The organism is Streptomyces scopuliridis, from assembly GCF_042790125.1.
Taxonomy (GTDB): domain Bacteria; phylum Actinomycetota; class Actinomycetes; order Streptomycetales; family Streptomycetaceae; genus Streptomyces; species Streptomyces scopuliridis_A.
Genome location: NZ_JBHTZS010000006.1, coordinates 6,539 through 22,699, shown reverse-complemented (window position 1 = coordinate 22,699; position 16,161 = coordinate 6,539). Strand labels below are relative to the sequence as shown.

The 16,161-nt window shown below is 72.5% G+C and carries 11 protein-coding genes and 1 riboswitch; of the genes, 3 read left to right on the top strand and 8 right to left on the bottom strand.

The genetic code is table 11. The features are described from left to right. Window positions 1-5 precede the first annotated feature (5 nt). Both ACFRKB_RS11100 and ACFRKB_RS11095 read right to left on the bottom strand, forming a co-directional pair. The gene (locus ACFRKB_RS11100; protein WP_383105162.1) at window positions 6-680 is read right to left on the bottom strand and encodes an HAD-IA family hydrolase; all 675 of its coding nucleotides are present in this window, start codon (window positions 678-680) and stop codon (window positions 6-8) included. 170 nt (window positions 681-850) lie between these two features. Further along, window positions 851-1,666, bottom strand: a complete 816-nt coding sequence (locus ACFRKB_RS11095; protein WP_383105161.1) for a peptidoglycan-binding domain-containing protein — start codon at window positions 1,664-1,666, stop codon at window positions 851-853. A 346-nt stretch (window positions 1,667-2,012) separates the two neighbouring features. On the opposite strand from ACFRKB_RS11095, the gene ACFRKB_RS11090 reads away from it, so the two are divergent. After that, window positions 2,013-4,061: an MDR family MFS transporter gene (locus tag ACFRKB_RS11090; RefSeq protein ID WP_383105160.1), complete on the top strand. Its 2,049-nt coding sequence runs from the start codon at window positions 2,013-2,015 to the stop codon at window positions 4,059-4,061. Between the two features lie 36 nt (window positions 4,062-4,097). Here the strand turns inward: ACFRKB_RS11090 and ACFRKB_RS11085 are convergent, their stop codons facing one another. Beyond that, a complete protein-coding gene (locus ACFRKB_RS11085; RefSeq protein ID WP_383105159.1) occupies window positions 4,098-4,766 on the bottom strand; it encodes an O-methyltransferase in 669 nt (222 codons plus the stop codon). Between the two features lie 323 nt (window positions 4,767-5,089). Between ACFRKB_RS11085 and ACFRKB_RS11080 the strand changes: the two genes are divergently transcribed. Next, window positions 5,090-7,150, top strand: a complete 2,061-nt coding sequence (locus ACFRKB_RS11080; RefSeq protein WP_383105157.1) for a bifunctional glycosyltransferase 87/phosphatase PAP2 family protein — start codon at window positions 5,090-5,092, stop codon at window positions 7,148-7,150. A gap of 15 nt (window positions 7,151-7,165) precedes the next feature. Here ACFRKB_RS11080 and ACFRKB_RS11075 read toward each other — a convergent pair whose 3' ends face one another. Genes ACFRKB_RS11075 through ACFRKB_RS11055 form a run of 5 tightly spaced genes read right to left on the bottom strand, consistent with a single transcriptional unit; the run spans window position 7,166 to window position 13,011 of the window. Continuing rightward, window positions 7,166-7,996 (bottom strand): ECF transporter S component, encoded by an 831-nt coding sequence (locus tag ACFRKB_RS11075; RefSeq protein ID WP_383105156.1) that lies wholly within the window; start codon window positions 7,994-7,996, stop codon window positions 7,166-7,168. Further along, window positions 7,993-9,768, bottom strand: coding sequence for an ABC transporter ATP-binding protein (locus ACFRKB_RS11070; RefSeq protein ID WP_383105155.1), 1,776 nt, complete (start codon window positions 9,766-9,768; stop codon window positions 7,993-7,995). Before ACFRKB_RS11070 ends, ACFRKB_RS11075 begins: the two co-directional genes overlap by 4 nt. Next, window positions 9,765-10,928, bottom strand: coding sequence for an energy-coupling factor transporter transmembrane component T family protein (locus ACFRKB_RS11065; protein ID WP_383105154.1), 1,164 nt, complete (start codon window positions 10,926-10,928; stop codon window positions 9,765-9,767). The genes ACFRKB_RS11070 and ACFRKB_RS11065 overlap by 4 nt, the downstream gene beginning before the upstream one ends. Continuing rightward, window positions 10,925-11,686, bottom strand: a complete 762-nt coding sequence (locus ACFRKB_RS11060) for an SCO2322 family protein (protein ID WP_383105152.1) — start codon at window positions 11,684-11,686, stop codon at window positions 10,925-10,927. The genes ACFRKB_RS11065 and ACFRKB_RS11060 overlap by 4 nt, the downstream gene beginning before the upstream one ends. Then, entirely contained in the window at window positions 11,683-13,011 is a 1,329-nt protein-coding gene (locus ACFRKB_RS11055; protein ID WP_383105151.1) for a prenyltransferase/squalene oxidase repeat-containing protein, read from the bottom strand. The genes ACFRKB_RS11060 and ACFRKB_RS11055 overlap by 4 nt, the downstream gene beginning before the upstream one ends. A gap of 132 nt (window positions 13,012-13,143) precedes the next feature. Beyond that, window positions 13,144-13,212: riboswitch (cobalamin riboswitch) on the bottom strand. Between the two features lie 366 nt (window positions 13,213-13,578). Here ACFRKB_RS11055 and ACFRKB_RS11050 point away from each other — a divergent pair. Continuing rightward, entirely contained in the window at window positions 13,579-15,990 is a 2,412-nt protein-coding gene (locus ACFRKB_RS11050; RefSeq protein WP_463291732.1) for an endonuclease/exonuclease/phosphatase family protein, read from the top strand. Window positions 15,991-16,161 lie beyond the last annotated feature (171 nt).

Sequence of the window (16,161 nt, the reverse complement as noted above, 5' to 3'; positions counted from 1 at the left end):
CCGGATCAGCCGAAGCGCAGCGCGATCTCGCCCGTCGGCAGTGCTTCCACCCGCAGGTGGGTGAGGTCCTCGACATGCGCGTCCGGGGACATCGCCCTCGCTCGCGGACCCACGCCCACCACGCGCATGCCCGCCGCCCGCGCGGCCTCGATGCCGGCCTCGGAGTCCTCGAAGACCACGCAGTCCTCCGGGGCGAAGCCCAGGGCCGACGCGCCCAGGAGGAAGCCCTCCGGGTGGGGCTTGCTGGCGGTGACGTCCTCGGCGGTGACGCGGGTGCCGGGCATCGGGAGGGCCGCCGCCGTCATACGGGCGTCGGACAGGGCGACGTCCGCCGACGTGACCAGCGCGTGCGGGAGTTCGGCGATGGCGGACAGGAAGGCCGGGGCGCCGGGGATGGGGACGACGCCCTCGGTGTCGGCGGTCTCCTGGGCGAGCATGGCGCGGTTGTCGGCGTAGTTCTGCTCCATGGGGCGGTCCGGGAGCAGGACGGCCATCGTGGCGTACCCCTGGCGGCCGTGGACGACCTTGAGGACCTCCTCGTGGTCCAGGCCGTGCTCGCTCGCCCAGAGGCGCCAGCAGCGCTCCACGGAGGCGTCGGAGTTGACGAGAGTGCCGTCCATGTCGAGCAGGAGGGCGCGGGCGGTCAGGACGGACGTCGTGGTGGAAGCGGTGGCCGTCATCGGCGGACTCCAGAGCGCGGAAGCGAGGACAAGCGAGGCGGGCGGGACTTGCGGGACGAGCGAGGCGGGCGGGACGGACGGGTCGGACGGGCCGGGCGGGACAAGTGGCTCCGCCCGTCGGTCAGGGTGAACGGGCGGAACCACTTTGTTTCGTCATTATACAAAGCGGGTCAGTGGCGGCGACCGGTACCCCGGGTATCCGCCTCCAGGGACTGCCGGGTGTGCGGTCCGTAGACGCCCAGAGGGTCACCGTCAATCTTTTTGTACGACTGATAGAGCCCGACGGCACCCGCAACGCGGTCGTCGTACCGGCCGTCGGCGTTGCCGCGGAAGAGCCGGATCTCCGCCAGCCGCCGCTGGAGCTCGACGACCTCGGGCCCGGAGTCGCCCGGACCGAGCGAGTCACCCGCCGGGTCCTGACCGGGCTCCCGGAACGGCTCGTTCAGGGTCTCCGGGGCGGAGGGGGACGGCGCCTTCGCGGAGGCCGACCGCGGAACGCTCGGAGTCGGGGCGGGCGGCGGGGGCGCGGCGGCCGGCGGTGTGGCCGACGGGGTCGGGACCGGGGTGGGTGTCACCGCGGGCGGCGAGGTGTCCCGCGGGCTCATCGACGGCAGCCATGTGTGCGCCGTGGCGGGCCGCGCCCGCTCCTGCCCGGCGTCCTGCGAGAGGACCTTCCCGGCGAACGCCACCGTACCGATCACCGCCACCGCCGCGGCGCCGATCGCCGCCGCCCGGTACGGCTTGCGCCGGACGGGCGGCGTTGCCGGGTGATCCTCGCCGCCTCCGGCCGCGACCGGCGGCGCGGCGGGGGTGCCCGTCGGCGCGAGCGGCGGCAGCGGGCCCGCCGTACGGAACGAGCGCGGCGCCTCGGGGCGCTCGTCGAGCGTCACGTACGGCCGTATCCGCAGCGGATCGAAGTCCTCGGCCGCCGCGATCTCGGCCGCCCGCTCCGTCGCGCTCTTCTCGGGTCCTTTCGCGTGCGTCACGGATCGCGCGCCGCGCTCCCCGCAGTCGCAGCCGGGTCTGTCTTCCGCGGCCGGCGGTGTACCGCATCCGGGACAGAGCTGTCCGGTCAACGTGGGTCCCCTCCCCTTGAACTGCCGCCGATTATGCAGCCCGTACTCGAACGGAATGCGACGCCCGGGCATCCCCGGCGGGTCTCCCGTGCGCGCGGGACGCGGGAGGAGGCGGGTGCCTCATACCGCACAACGGGACAGAACGGTGCGAAGCGGCCAGGATGGAGGTTCGGCGAACCAGCGGCGAACCAGAACCGGCGGCGAACCAGAGGAGACACACCATGGCTCGGCCCATGGCTCAGAAGGAGATACCCCCATGGCCCAGGAAGTGACCACCCCTGCCCTGAGCCCCGCCCCCGGCGAGGGCCAGAACCCGCGCGGCGTGCTCGTCGCCATCGGTGCCCTGCTGCTCGGCCTGCTGCTCGCCGCGCTCGACCAGACCATCGTCTCCACCGCGCTGCCCACCATCGTCAGCGACCTCGGGGGCCTGGAGCATCTGTCCTGGGTGGTCACCGCCTATCTGCTGGCCTCGACCGCCGCCACGCCCCTCTGGGGCAAACTCGGTGACCAGTACGGCCGCAAGAAGCTCTTCCAGACCGCGATCGTCATCTTCCTCATCGGATCCGCGCTCTGCGGCATCGCCCAGAACATGCCCCAGCTCATCGGCTTCCGCGCGCTCCAGGGGCTGGGCGGCGGCGGGCTGATCGTGCTGTCGATGGCGATCGTCGGCGATATCGTCCCGCCACGCGAACGCGGCAAGTACCAGGGCCTGTTCGGGGCGGTCTTCGGCGCGACCAGTGTGCTCGGCCCGCTGCTCGGCGGCTTCTTCACCCAGTCCCTCAGCTGGCGCTGGGTCTTCTACATCAATCTGCCCGTCGGCGTCGTCGCCCTGCTCGTCATCGCCACCGTCCTGCGTATCCCGGTGCGCGCGGCCAAGCACACCATCGACTATCTCGGCACCTTCCTGATCGCGTCCGTCGCCGTCTGCCTCGTGCTCGTCGCCTCGCTCGGCGGCACGACCTGGGCCTGGGGCTCGCCCGAGATCATCGGACTCGCCGTCCTCGGGCTGGTGCTCCTCGCCGTCTTCGTACGGGTCGAACGGCGCGCGGCCGAACCCGTACTGCCGCTGCGGCTCTTCCGGCTCAGGACCTTCACGCTGGTCGCGCTCATCAGCTTCATCGTCGGCTTCGCGATGTTCGGCGCGATGACCTATCTGCCGACGTTCCTCCAGGTGGCGCAGGGCGTGAGCCCCACCCTGTCCGGGGTGCATCTGCTGCCCATGGTGCTCGGGCTGCTGATCACCTCCACCCTCTCCGGGCAGATCGTCAGCCGTACCGGCCGCTGGAAGGTCTTCCCCATCCTCGGCACCGGCATCACCGCCCTCGGACTGCTGCTACTCCACCAGCTCACCGTGTCCAGCGGCACCTGGGAGATGAGCGTCTATCTCTTCGTCTTCGGCGCCGGGCTCGGACTGGTCATGCAGATCCTCGTCCTGGCCGTCCAGAACTCCGTCAGCTATGCGGATCTGGGCGTCGCCACCTCGGGCGCCACGTTCTTCCGCTCGATCGGCGCCTCCTTCGGCGTCGCCATCTTCGGCACGATCTTCAGCAATCTGCTCAGCGGCAAGATCAGTGCCGCGCTGGCCGGCAAGACGCTGCCGCCGGACGTCGCGCCGGGCGACATCTCGGCCGACCCGCATGCCATCACCCGGCTGCCGGCCGCGCTGCGGCCCCCCGTCCTCGACGCGTTCGCGACCTCCATCACCGATGTCTTCCTGTACGCCGTGCCGGTCGTGCTCCTCGCCTTCCTCGTGGCGTGGTTCCTCAAGGAGGACAAGCTGCGCGGCTCCGTGACCGCCCCGGAGGGCACCGAGACCCTGGCGTCCAACCCGGTCGAGCGCTCCTCGCACGACGAGTGCGCCCGCGCCCTGTCGGTCCTCGGCAGCCGCGAGGGCCGCCGGCGGATCTACGAGACGATCACCGCGAAGGCGGGGTACGACCTGCTCCCGGCGGCCAGTTGGCTGCTGCTGCGCATCAGACGCCATGGCTCGGTGGAACCCGCCCTGCTCGCGGACGTCACGCCCGTACCGCTCAGGACCATCACCGACGCGTCCCGGCAGCTGGAGGTGCGCGGGCTGGCGCGGCGCGAGGGGCTGGGTCTGACGCTCAGTGACCGGGGAGCGGAGATGGCCGAGGTGCTGGCGAAGGCGCGCGAGGATTCCCTGGCGGAGCTGCTGGGGGACTGGTGGGGGCCCGACCGGCCGACGGATCTGGTGCGGCTGGTGCGGGAGCTGACCCGCGAGATGTGCGGCTCCGACAGCGAACGGCCACGCGTCCCGGGGCCGCCGAGGGACCACGCCGCCTAGGTCCTGGGGCGGCGTGGTCCTCGGGGGCTGGGTGGGTCAGGCGAGTACGCGGGCGAGTGCGAAGCCGTCGTACCCCTTGGAGCCCACCGTCTGCACCGCCGTCGCGGACAGCCGCGGGTGCTCCGCCATCAGCTCGATCACGCGCCGCGTGCCCCGTACGGCGTCGTCGGTGCTGTCCGCGTCGCTGACCGCCCCGTTCCGTACGACGTTGTCGACGATGATGACGCTGCCCGGCCGCGTGAGCTTCAGCGCCCACTCCACATAGTGCGGATTGTTGCGCTTGTCGGCGTCGATGAAGACCAGATCGAAGGGGCCCGCGTCCTCGGCGGCGAGAACGGGCAGCGTCTCCAGCGCGGCCCCGGTCCTGACCTCGGCGATCTTGTCGAGCCCCGCGTGCGCCAGATTGGCGCGCGCCACCTCGGCGTGGGCGGGGTCGTACTCCAGCGAGATCAGCTTCCCGTCCTCCGGCAGCGCGCGGGCCAGCCAGATGGTGCTGTAGCCGCCGAGCGTGCCGATTTCGAGGACCGTGCGCGCGCCCTGGATCCGGGCCAGCAGGTGCAGCAACTTGCCCTGGTTGGGAGCGACGTTGATGGCGGGGAGGCCGGCCGCGTCGCTCGCGGCGAGGGCGGCCGAGAGCGCTTCGTCGGCGGGCGCGAGCTGATCGGTGAAGTAGCGGTCGACCGCGTTCCACTGCTCCTGGGACATGAGGACCTTTCGTCGGTACGGGAGGTACGGGAGGTACGGGAGGTACGGGAGTACGGGAGGTACGGGAGGTACGGGAGGTACGGGAGGTGACGGACGGGAGGTGACGGACGGGAGGTGACGGGCTCAAGGGATGGCGATACCGCGCCCATTGTCCGCCGCCGGACCGTCTCGTTGTCCTCGAAAGTCCGGAAATCAGGGGCATCAGGACAAAACATGGATGACAGTCAGGCGAAGAGGGGGTTGCGTGAGTCTTCCCGACAGGGCAGTGCGAGGCTCTATGCCCCAGGGACGGCGTCAACGAACGGGCGGAGGGTCGGCGCGGCGTGGTGAATGCGGAGCACAGCGTGCACGGCGGTGCGGCGGCGGGTACGGCGGGGACCGGTTTCGGTGCGGCCCGCGCGGTTCTCTGGCTGGTCGCCGCCGTACTGGCGGTCAGACAGGCGGCGGCGGTGCTCCGGCATCCGCCCGGTGAACGGCTGACCGATCTGGAGACCTGGATCGGTGAGAACGGCGTGCTGCATGTGACGGGTTCGCTGTACGACACCGGGAGGTTCACCGGGACACCGTTCGCCGGCCTCGTGCTCAAACCGCTGGCGCGCTCGGCCGAACAGAGCCTCGGGATCGCGTGGACCCTCGGGACGCTCCTGCTGGTCGTCGCCCTCGGTCTCGTCGCGGCCCGTGCGCTGCCCGGCCGGGTGTCGCGCCGTACCGGACTGCTGGCCGCGCCGGTCGCGATCAGTCTGCTGATGCTGTCGCTGCCCGTGCGCAACAGCTTCTCGCTCGGCCAGACCAGCATCATTCCCGTCCTGTTGGTGCTGCTCGGCTGCTTCGTCGCGCGGGGCGAACGCGGCTCCGGGGTGCTGATAGGCATCGGCGCGGCGCTCCAGCCCGCCATGCTGCTCTTCGTACCGCTGCTCTGGCTGACCGGCCGCAAGCGGGCAGCGGTGACGACGACCGGGGTCTTCGCGGCCGGTACGGCGGTGGCGTGGCTCGCGATGCCGGGCGACTCCTGGGCGTACTGGGTGCACCATGTGGCGGGCGCGGGCCTCGGCCGGCGACCCGACAGTCTCGCCAACCAGTCCCTGCACGGCGCACTGCTCAGGTTCGGCCTGGAAGGGCCCCTGGAAGTGGTGCTGTTCGTCGCGCTGGCAACCGTCGTCGTCTTCCTGGGGCTGCGACGCGCGGTCCGTTACGCGCGTGACGGGCAGCTGCTGCTCGCGGTCGCGCTGACCGGCTGTGTCGCGATCGCGGTCTCGCCGACGGCCTGGCAGCACCAGCTGCTGTGGGTGCTGCTGGCGCTGGTCGGCCGGGTGGGAACACAGGCCAGGGACCGGCTCGTGTGGCCGGCGGTCGTGGTGCTGGTGATGACACTGCCGGGGACGATGCTCCTGCCGAACGTGGGGGTGCTCGTGCCCCTGCGGGAGAACGCCCCGCTGGTCGCGGCTCTGGCGGCGGCCTGCGCGGTGCCGTTCCTGACGCGCGCCGCGCCGTACTTCGAGAAACCCGTTCCGACCGAGTACGCGCGGCCGGTGCCCGCGCGCTGGAGCCGGATACCGCTCGCGCCGTTCTGGAAGCGGCTGTTCAGCCGGCCGAACCTGCTGCTCGAAGTGCTCGCCATCCGGGTCGGTTTCTCCGTCTACACCCAGATCCGGCTCGCCGCGACGGGCGGTCGCGAGGCCGCCGAGGAACACGGCCGGCAGATCCACTCGATCGAGCGGGCGCTCGGGATCGACATCGAACGCTGGGTCAACCACGCGGCCGTGGACGTGAAGTGGGCCGAGAGCTTCTTCAACTTCTACTACTCGTCGTTCCACTTCGTGGTGCCGCTGGCGATCCTCGGCGTCCTGTACGTACGCCGCCCCGCGGACTACCGCTGGGCGCGCTCCTCGCTCGCCTTCGCCACGGTGCTCGCGCTGATCGGCTTCTGGCTCTATCCGCTGGCGCCGCCTCGGCTGATGCCCGGCCTCGGCTTCATCGACACCCTGCACGGCCCACAGGATCTGACCAACCCGGACTACGGGGCGCTGACCTCGCTCACCAACCAGTACGCGGCGATGCCGTCGCTGCACTTCGGCTGGTCGCTGTGGTGCGGTGTGGTGATCGTCGTCCTGGCACCCAGGACATGGATGAAACTGCTCGGGCTGCTCCATCCGCTCCTCACGGTGTGCGCGATCGTGGCCACCGCCAATCACTGGGTGCTCGACGCGGTGGGCGGCGCGGTGGTGGTGGGGGCCGGCTTCGGGCTGACGTATCTGCTGGCGGGCCCCCGGAAGCTGCTGCCACGCGCGGGCGCGCTCGTGAAGGCGGATCCGTTCCCGGAGGGGGAGAAGGGCGTCGGCACGCGGGGTACGGACGGCAGCGCGGAGCGGACGCCGGCCGGCTGAGCGCCGGACCCGGACTCAGGACCCGGCCGCCGGGTCCCCGAACCGCGCCTCCGCCTCGAACGCGGCCCGTCGCGTCGCCCTCCGCAGGGCCTTGAGCACTGTCGCGCCGATCGTCAGGGTCAGGACGACCGTCAGCGCCGCCCGGCCCAGGTCCCAGCCGAACGACGTCGCCGCGCAGTACGCCAGGAAACGCGCCAGGTTGTCGTGGACCGGATCGCCCGGATGGAACGAGATCCCGGAGGAGAGCCCGCCGATGTACGTCCACCCCTGGAGGTTCATGACCGTGCCGTACGCGAACGCCGCGAACGCTCCGTACAGCGCGAGCATCAGCAGCTCGCCGCGGCCCCGCGGCCGGTCGGCGCCGGGGAGCAGCCCCGCGCCCATCGTGAACCAGCCCATGGCCAGCATCTGGAACGGCATCCACGGCCCGACCCCGCCCGTCAGCAGCGCGGAGGCGAACATCGTGACCGAGCCGAGCACGAAGCCGAACCCCGGCCCGAGGACCCGGCCGCTCAGCACCATCAGGAAGAACATCGGCTCAAGTCCCGCCGTACCGGCTCCCAGTGGCCGCAGTGCCGCCCCGACGGCGGCCAGCACCCCCAGCATCGCCACCGCCTTCGCGTCCAGCCCGGAATCGGCGATCGTCGCGACGACGACGCCCACGAGGAGCGGGAGCAGCGCGGCGAAGAGCCACGGCGCGTCCTGGGAGTGCGCGAGTCCGGACGCGGAGTCGGCGAGCAGTGGCCAGCCGAAGGCGACCACTCCGATCGCGCTGATGAGGGCGAGGGCGCAGACCGCGCGGGGGCCGAGCCGCACGGCGCGCGCCCGGGGCGCCGGGGCCGTCATTCCGTCCCCTCCGCTTGCCGCGCCGCGGCCCCCGCGGCACCCGCGGCCTCCGTCGCCGCCAGCGCCGTACGGATCTGAGTCACCGTCAGCCACTCCCGCGGGGCCATGACCTTCGCCACCTGGGGCGCGAAGGCCGGCGACGAGACCACCACCCGGGGCGTCGGGCCGTCCGCCACGATCTCGCCGTCGGCCAGGATCACCACCCGGTGCGCCAGCTCCGCGGCCAGCTCCACATCGTGGGTCGCCAGGACGATCGCGTGTCCCTCGGCCGCCAGCGCGCGCAGCACCCCGACGAGACGGGCCTTCGCCGCGTAGTCCAGGCCGCGCGTCGGCTCGTCCAGGAGCAGCAGCGGAGGCCGTCCGGTCAGGACGACCGCGAGGGCCAGCGCCAGCCGCTGCCCCTCGGACAGATCGCGCGGATGGGTCGCGTCCGCCACCTCGGGCAGCAGCTCATGGACCAGCGCCCGGCAACTCCCGTCCGCCGCGCCCGCGTCGCTGTCCGCCGCCGCGCATTCGGCCGCGACCGTGTCCGCGTACAGCAGATCGCGCGGCTCCTGCGGTACGAGACCGACGTGCCGGATCAGCTCGCCCGGCTGGGTGCGGTGCGGTACGCGGTCCCCGACGAGGACGGATCCGGCGGCCGGGGCGACCATCCCGACCAGGGTGGACAGCAGCGTGGACTTGCCGGCGCCGTTACGGCCCATCAGCGCGACGGTCTCGCCGGGCGCGACGGTCAGCGACACCCCGCGCAGCGCTTCGGTCCGGCCGCGCCGTACCCCGAGCCCGGTGACGACCGCGAGCGGCCCGGCGCGGTCGGGGGCGCCGGCCTTCGCCGGTGTCGCGCGGCGGCGCAGGAGTCTGCCGAGCGGGGTACGGGCGGCCGTCGCCGCCGGGGGCGCCGCCGGTGCCGCCGGGGGCGCGACCGTCCCCGTACCGTCCACGGCCTCCGGTTCCCGGCCCGCCAGCCGCTCCCGCAGTCCCGCCGCCCGGCGCCGCGCGTCCCGTACGGACAGGGGCAGCGGCTCCCAGCCGGTCAGCCGGCCCAGCGCGACCACCGGCGGATACACCGGCGAGACCGCCATGATCCGCTCCGGGTCCCCGACGACCGGGGGCTGTCCGGGGCCCGGCAGCAGGATGACCTGGTCCGCGTACTGCACCACGCGCTCCAGCCGGTGTTCGGCGAGCAGGACCGTCGTACCGAGGTCGTGCACCAGCCGTTGCAGCACGGCGAGGACCTCCTCCGCCGCCGCCGGGTCCAGCGCCGAGGTCGGTTCGTCGAGCACCAGCACCCTGGGGTGCGGGGTCAGTACGGAACCGATCGCGACCCGCTGCCGCTGCCCGCCCGAGAGCGTGGCGATCGGCCGGTCGCGCAGCTCGGCCAGGCCCAGCAGATCAAGTGTTTCCTCGACGCGGCGCCGCATCACATCGGGCGCCAGACCCAGCGACTCCATGCCGTACGCCAGCTCGTCCTCGACGGTGTCGGTGACGAAGTGCGCCAGCGGGTCCTGGCCCACCGTGCCGACCAGATCGGCGAGTTCGCGCGGTGTGTGGGTACGGGTGTCCCGGCCGCCGACGGTCACCCGGCCGCGCAGCAGGCCGCCGGTGAAGTGCGGGACGAGACCGGACACGGTCCCCAGCAAGGTCGACTTGCCGACCCCGGAAGGGCCGACGAGCAGGACGAGTTCGCCCTCGGGCACGGTGAGATCGACCCCGCCGATCGCGGGCGCGGGGGCATCGCCGTAGGTCACCGACACCTGCTCGAACCGGATCACGACGCCGTCTTTCTCTGTGAGGGAAGTGCCGCGGGGGAGGGGGCGGGTACGGGCGCGACGAACGCGGGCAGCAGTCCGAGCAGCGCCCCCGCCGCCGGCCAGAGCGGCAGCTCCGGCGCCACCAGCGGTACGACACCGGGGTGCAGCGCGTCCGCTTCGACGGCGCCCGCCCGGATCATCAGCGCCGCGACGGCCGCGCCCGAGCCCGCCACCAGCCAGGCGCGGACGCCCCAGCGGTCGGGGCGGTAGCGGGTACGGACCGAGCGCCGGCCGCCGAGCCGCAGCCCGGCCAGCGCGGCGGCCACCCCGGCGCCCAGCAGCGGCAGTCCATAGCCCGCGCCCTCGGCCGCGAGCAGCGCGTACGAACCGGCGCAGACGCCCAGCAGCCCGCCCAGCGTGAGCGCGGTGGTGGTGGAGCGTACGGTGCGCGGGACCTCGGCCGTACGTCCGTAGCCACGGGCGTCCATCGAGGCCGCGACGGCCACCGAACGCTCCAACGCGCCCTCCAGCACCGGCAGTCCGATCTGGAGGACCGCCCGGACCCCGCCGGTGGGCCGGCCGCGCAGCCTGCGGGCGGTACGCAGCCGCGCCACATCGGCGACCATGTTCGGCGCGAAGGTCATGGCGACGACGACGGCGACCCCGGCCTCGTACAGTGCGCCCGGCAGCGACTTGAGCAGCCGGGCCGGGCTGGCGAGCGCGTTCGCCGCGCCCACGCAGATCAGCAGCGTGGCCAGCTTCGCGCCGTCGTACAGCGCGAAGACCAGCTGCTCGGCCGTCACCCGGCCACCGATCCGCACCCCCGCCGCCCAGTCGGGGAGCGGCACTTCGGGCAGGGTGATCAGGACGCGCTCGCCGGGCACCGGTGAGCCGAGGAAGACCGAGAACAGCAGCCGGATGACGATCACGGCCAGCCCCAGCTTGATGAACGCGCCGTACGAACGGGCCCAGGGCGCGTCCGTACGGCGGGCCGCCACCACATAGCCCGCGACCCCGACCAGCAGCCCGAGCAGCAGCGGATTGGTCGTACGGGACGCGGCGACGGCCAGCCCGAGCGCCCAGAGCCACCAGGCCCCGGCGTGCAGGGCGTTGGAGCGGTTCGCCTCGGGCGCGCGGAGGGTGGTGGGACGCTTCGAGGGGCGGTGTGCGGCGCGCCTCATCCGCGTACGCGACGGGCCCGCCAGAAAGCGGCGGCGGCGAGGACGACGACCGCGGCGATCCCGGTGAAGAGGCCGAAGGACGGACCGTCGTCGTCACTCGTGGTGCGGGAGACGACCGCGTTCTGGCTGCCGCTGCCCGTCATGCCACCGGCTGTCAGTTCCGTGGGGTACGCCGGAGGCGGCGTCTGTACCGGCGTGGGCGGCGGAGTCGGCGCCGGCTCAGTCCCTCCGTCCGCCGCCACCTGTTCCCCGCACCCCGACGCCGGATACCCGGCGATCGCGCAGAGCAGCGCCTCGCTGTTGTAGCGCAGCGGCTTCGCCACCGCCGCGAGCGCCTCCGCGCTCGTCGCGTCCTCGCCCACCCGGGCGCACTCCGCCCGCAGCGCGGGCGGCTTCTCGCCGTCCGGGGCGTCGGCGTCCGTACCGGAGTCGATGACGACGGCGATCCGCTTGTGGCCGTCCCGCGCGGGGGTGCCGCCGCACACGGCGGCGAAGTCCGGTGTCTCGCGCGGCCGGTCCGCGTCGCCGCTGTCCGCGCTCACCGCGAAGCGGAAGCCGTTGACGGCGCCGTCGGCGGGCCGCGCCGTGGCCGGGCCCTGGGTGGCGTACGTCCAGGTCGCGCCGTCGCTCTCCCAGAACGACCAGTAGCGGTAACCGGCCGCCTGGGCCGTCCCCGCCCCGGCGACGACGGCGCCGAGCGCCACGGCCGCCAGACAGGCGAGGGTGCGTATGAGGGCGGAGGCGCGGGTGCGTATCACGGCCGGGCGGTCTTCCTGCGGACGCTGATCCGGAAGCCGATGTAGCCGGCCACGACCACCCCCATGACGATGAGCCACAGCACGGCGCGCCCGCCGTCGTCGACGCTCGTGCTCGCCGCGGCGGCCGGCGAGGCCGGTACGGCGATGGTCTTCGGCGCGGGCCCGGTCGCGTTCAGCCGCTCCACGAGATCGATACCGCCGAAGTTGCGCGGGTCCGTGTCCGTGGCGTGGGCGGCGAGGATCAACTGCGCGTAGGCGGCGGGGCCGTTCTCCTGCGCCCACGCCCCGCTGTTCTGCTTCAGCCACTCCAGCGCCCGGTTGGCCTGGTTCCCGTAACCGGCGGCCGTCAGGGCCAGGACCGCTTCCGCCGTGTTCCCGATGTCGGGCTGGGGCGCGCTGTCGTCGGCGCCGGGCATCGGCGGCAGGTCGAGATGGCCGGTGGCCGCGAGCGCGGAGGTCAGATAGGCGGCGCCGTTACGGGCGGCCCGCTCCGGCGAGGGGTCCGCGGAGGGGACACAGTCCGGCGCGGGGCCCGCCTTCACGGGACCGCTCACCAGCCGCTTGCCGACCCCGGCGAGCACGGCCGCCGCGGTGGCGTCGTCGTTGGCGGACAGCTTCCCGGAGGCGTCCGGCTGGTAGGCGAAGGCACCGGCGTCCGCGCCCGACGCCGCGGTGCATGGGATCGATAGACCCACCAGCGCGTCGTAGGCGTTCTTTCCCTCGGGGGACCGTACCGCCGCGGGCCGTACCCCGGCGGTGGTCAGCGCGCCGATCACCAGCGAGGTGGAGTTGGCGTCGCTCGGGGTGCCGGGGGTGTAGCTCCAGCCGCCGTCCTTGTTCTGCACGGACCTCAGCCAGGCGATCGCCCTGTCCATGGCGGGCCGCTGCCCGCCGAGCGTGGAGAGCGCCTGGACGGCCGCCGCGGTCGCGTTGGAGTCGACCATCGTCTTCGCGTCGCAGGGCGTGGCGGGATCGGGACGGTACGCGGGGAACGCGCCGTTGGCGCACTGCTGGCCCTTCAGCCAGGCCACCGCCTGGTTCGCGGGCCGCACATGGGCCGCGAACTGGCCCATCATCGCCAGCGACTGGCGCCAGACCCCGTCGTATGTCGGGTCCTTCTCGCCGTACAGACCCGGCGGGATCACGACGGGCGCCGGCGTGGCCGGAGAGGGTTCGGCCGGAGAGGGTTCGGGGGCGGGGTCGGCGGACGGGGACGCGCCGGGGGCGGCCGGCACATCGCCCCCCGCGACGGCGGCCGGGGCGAGCGCCACACAGAGCACGGCGGTGGTGGCGAGCGCCGCTGCGCAGCGGCGGACGGTGGTCATGGCGGGCGGGGCCTCTCCTGCGGGAGCCGGGCTGCGGGCACACCAGCGGCCCCTCCCGGCAACGTATTCCTCGACGATGCCGGCCACCGGCGGCTTCCGATGGCACTCGAGCCGGTCACGACCGCGTACGGAGCATTCCGGCTCGCCGCCGGGAAAGGCGGCTCACGGCTGCGGGTCAGCGCCGGTTTCGCACCGGCTTCCCTCCATACGGGCATGATGACGACGCGCTCACTCTACCGGCCCCGGCACGGTCCGCTCCGGGCGGATGTCCCGGGAGGCGGCCTTCGCGAACGGCCCGCCACGCCGGTACTGTGCCTGCCACACACCCGGCTGTCGGACCCTCGTACGACACTCTCTTCTCCGACATCCAGGTTAAATCCGGCGAACAGTCGGGAAACACTTGGTATTTGCTGGACACAGGCTCTTGTTGACGTTCTATCTACGCGCGTATCTTGAGCCGACTTCCAGGGTTCTCATAGTTCGTGCGCTTCTCGTACGACTCGCACGTATCCCACACGTCACATTCGCAAGGAAGAGTTCACCGTGTCCCCATCCATACCCCCGGCCCTGCGCGGCCGGCGTGCCAAGGCGATCGCCGTGGCCCTCCCCGTCGGCCTGGCCGGATCGCTCATCGTGCTTCCGTTCACCGCTCAGGCGACGCCGTCCCCGGACGCCGTCATCTCCGAGGTGTTCGGCGGCGGCGGGAACTCCGGTGCCACCCTCACCAACGACTTCATCGAGCTGGGCAACGCGGGCGACGGTCCCTTCGACCTCACCGGCTGGTCCGTCCAGTACCTGAGCGGCTCGCCCACCTCCACCTCCAAGTGGCAGGTCACCGAGATCAAGGGCGCCATCCCCGCGGGTGGCAGCTACCTCATCGAGGAGGCCAAGGGATCCGGCGGCGACACCGCGCTGCCCACCCCCGACGCGACCGGCACCATCGCCATGTCGGCGAGCAGCGGCACCATCGCGCTCGTCCGTTCCACCACCCCGCTGACCTGCCTGACCGCGGCGGACTGCGCGGCCGACACCAACGTCAAGGACCTGGTCGGCTTCGGCACCGCCGCCGTCCGGGAGACCTCCCCCGCCACCGGCGCCGACAACACCCACTCGGTGGCCCGTAACGCGGCGCTCACCGACACGGACAACAACTCCGCCGACTTCACCGGCGCGACGCCGACCCCGCGCAACAGCACGGGCGCGGGCGGCGGTGGCGGCGAGCCGTCCCCCACCCCCTCGCCCACCAACACCACCCCCGGCGAGCTGCGGATCCACGACATCCAGGGCACCACCCGGATCTCCCCGCAGGCCGGAAAGACCGTCACCAACGTCCCCGGCGTGGTCACCGCGGTCCGCGGGACCGGCTCCTCGCGCGGCTTCTGGATCCAGGACACCGCGCCGGACAACGACCCGGCCACCAGCGAGGGCGTCTTCGTCTTCACCGGCTCCTCCACCCCGCAGGTGAAGGCCGGCGACTCGGTCCTGGTCACCGCCAAGGTCACCGAGTACTACCCGGGCGGCCAGAGCTCGGGCAGCCAGTCCGTCACCGAGCTGACCGGCGCGACCACGGTCGTCCTGTCCTCCGGCAACCCGCTCCCGGCGGCCGAGCAGATCGACGCCTCGACGCTGCCCGAGAGCTACGCGCCGGACGCGAAGGGGCTCAGCATCGAGTCGCTCCCGCTGAAGCCCGGCAACTACGCGCTGGACTGGTTCGAGTCCCGTGAGGGCATGCTGGTCCAGATCGGCGACAGCCGCGTGGTGGGTGCCTCCAACTCCTACGGCGAGACGTGGGTCACCACCAAGCCCGAGCAGAACCCGACCCCGCGCGGCGGCACCGTCTACCCGTCGTACGACCAGGTGAACTCGGGCCGTCTGCTGATCACTTCGCTGACCGGCGACAAGCCCGCGGCCAATGTCGGCGACACCCTCTCCGGTACGACCACCGGCCCGCTGGACTACGCCAACTACGGTGGGTACGGCCTCCAGGCGACCACCCTGGGCACGGTCAAGTCCGGCGGTATCAAGCCGGAGGTGGCCCAGAAGGGCAAGGCCGACGAGCTGTCGGTCGCCACGTACAACGTCGAGAACCTCGACCCGACCGACCCGCAGGCCAAGTTCGACCGGCTGGCCGAGGGCATCGTCAAGAGCCTCGCCACGCCGGACATCGTGAGCCTGGAGGAGATCCAGGACAACAACGGCGCCAAGGACGACGGTACGGTCGCCGCGGACAAGACCCTCGCGCAGTTCGTCGCCGCGATCCAGGCGGCGGGCGGCCCGGCGTACGACTGGCGCTCCGTCGACCCGGCGGACAAGACCGACGGCGGTGAGCCGGGCGGCAACATCCGTAACGTCTTCCTCTTCAACCCGAAGCGCGTCAGCTTCGTGGACCGGCCGGGCGGCGACGCCACCACCGCCACCAAGGTCGTCACCACCGGCAAGAACGGCAAGGACATCACGCTGTCCGTGTCCCCGGGCCGGATCAACCCGACCTCGGACGCCTGGAAGAGCAGCCGCAAGCCGCTGGTCGGGGAGTTCACCTTCCGCGGCGAGCAGGTCTTCGTGATCGGCAACCACTTCAACTCCAAGGGCGGCGACCAGCCGACCCACGGCGTCTTCCAGCCGCCGACCCTCGGCTCCGAGACCCAGCGGCTGACCCAGGCGAAGGAGGTCCACGACTTCGTCGCCGGCCTGCTCGCCAAGGACAAGAAGGCCAAGGTCGTCGTCCTCGGTGACCTGAACGACTACCAGTTCTCCAAGCCGGTCGCCACCCTCACCCAGGGCGGGATCCTCACCGACCTGATGGACACGCTGCCGAAGAACGAGCGCTACAGCTACGTCTACGACGGCAACTCGCAGACGCTGGACCACATCCTGGTCAGCCCCGGCATCAAGAAGCCCGCGTACGACGTGGTGCACATCAACGCGGAGTTCGCCGACCAGGCGAGCGACCACGACCCGCAGGTCGTCCGCATCAAGTGAGCCGTTTCCCCGGCTGAACAGGACCGTGGGGGGGTGGGCGCACCCGGTCAACCCACACGGCCGGGGGGCGGGGGGTGAGGGAGGCCTAAAAAAAAACCCCAAAAGGACGCGGGGGGTTGTGTTGGAGGGGTGGGGGGGGCGGGGGGGGGTGGAGGGCCGCTGGTCGGCGTC

What these genes read in the sequence shown, in the direction of transcription:
- ACFRKB_RS11100 (WP_383105162.1), bottom strand. Translation starts at nt 680, where the DNA reads ATGACGGCCACCGCTTCCACCACGACGTCCGTCCTGACCGCCCGCGCC.
- ACFRKB_RS11055 (WP_383105151.1), bottom strand. Translation starts at nt 13,011, where the DNA reads ATGACCACCGTCCGCCGCTGCGCAGCGGCGCTCGCCACCACCGCCGTG.
- ACFRKB_RS11075 (WP_383105156.1), bottom strand. Translation starts at nt 7,996, where the DNA reads ATGACGGCCCCGGCGCCCCGGGCGCGCGCCGTGCGGCTCGGCCCCCGC.
- ACFRKB_RS11090 (WP_383105160.1), top strand. Translation starts at nt 2,013, where the DNA reads ATGGCCCAGGAAGTGACCACCCCTGCCCTGAGCCCCGCCCCCGGCGAG.
- ACFRKB_RS11085 (WP_383105159.1), bottom strand. Translation starts at nt 4,766, where the DNA reads ATGTCCCAGGAGCAGTGGAACGCGGTCGACCGCTACTTCACCGATCAG.
- ACFRKB_RS11065 (WP_383105154.1), bottom strand. Translation starts at nt 10,928, where the DNA reads ATGAGGCGCGCCGCACACCGCCCCTCGAAGCGTCCCACCACCCTCCGC.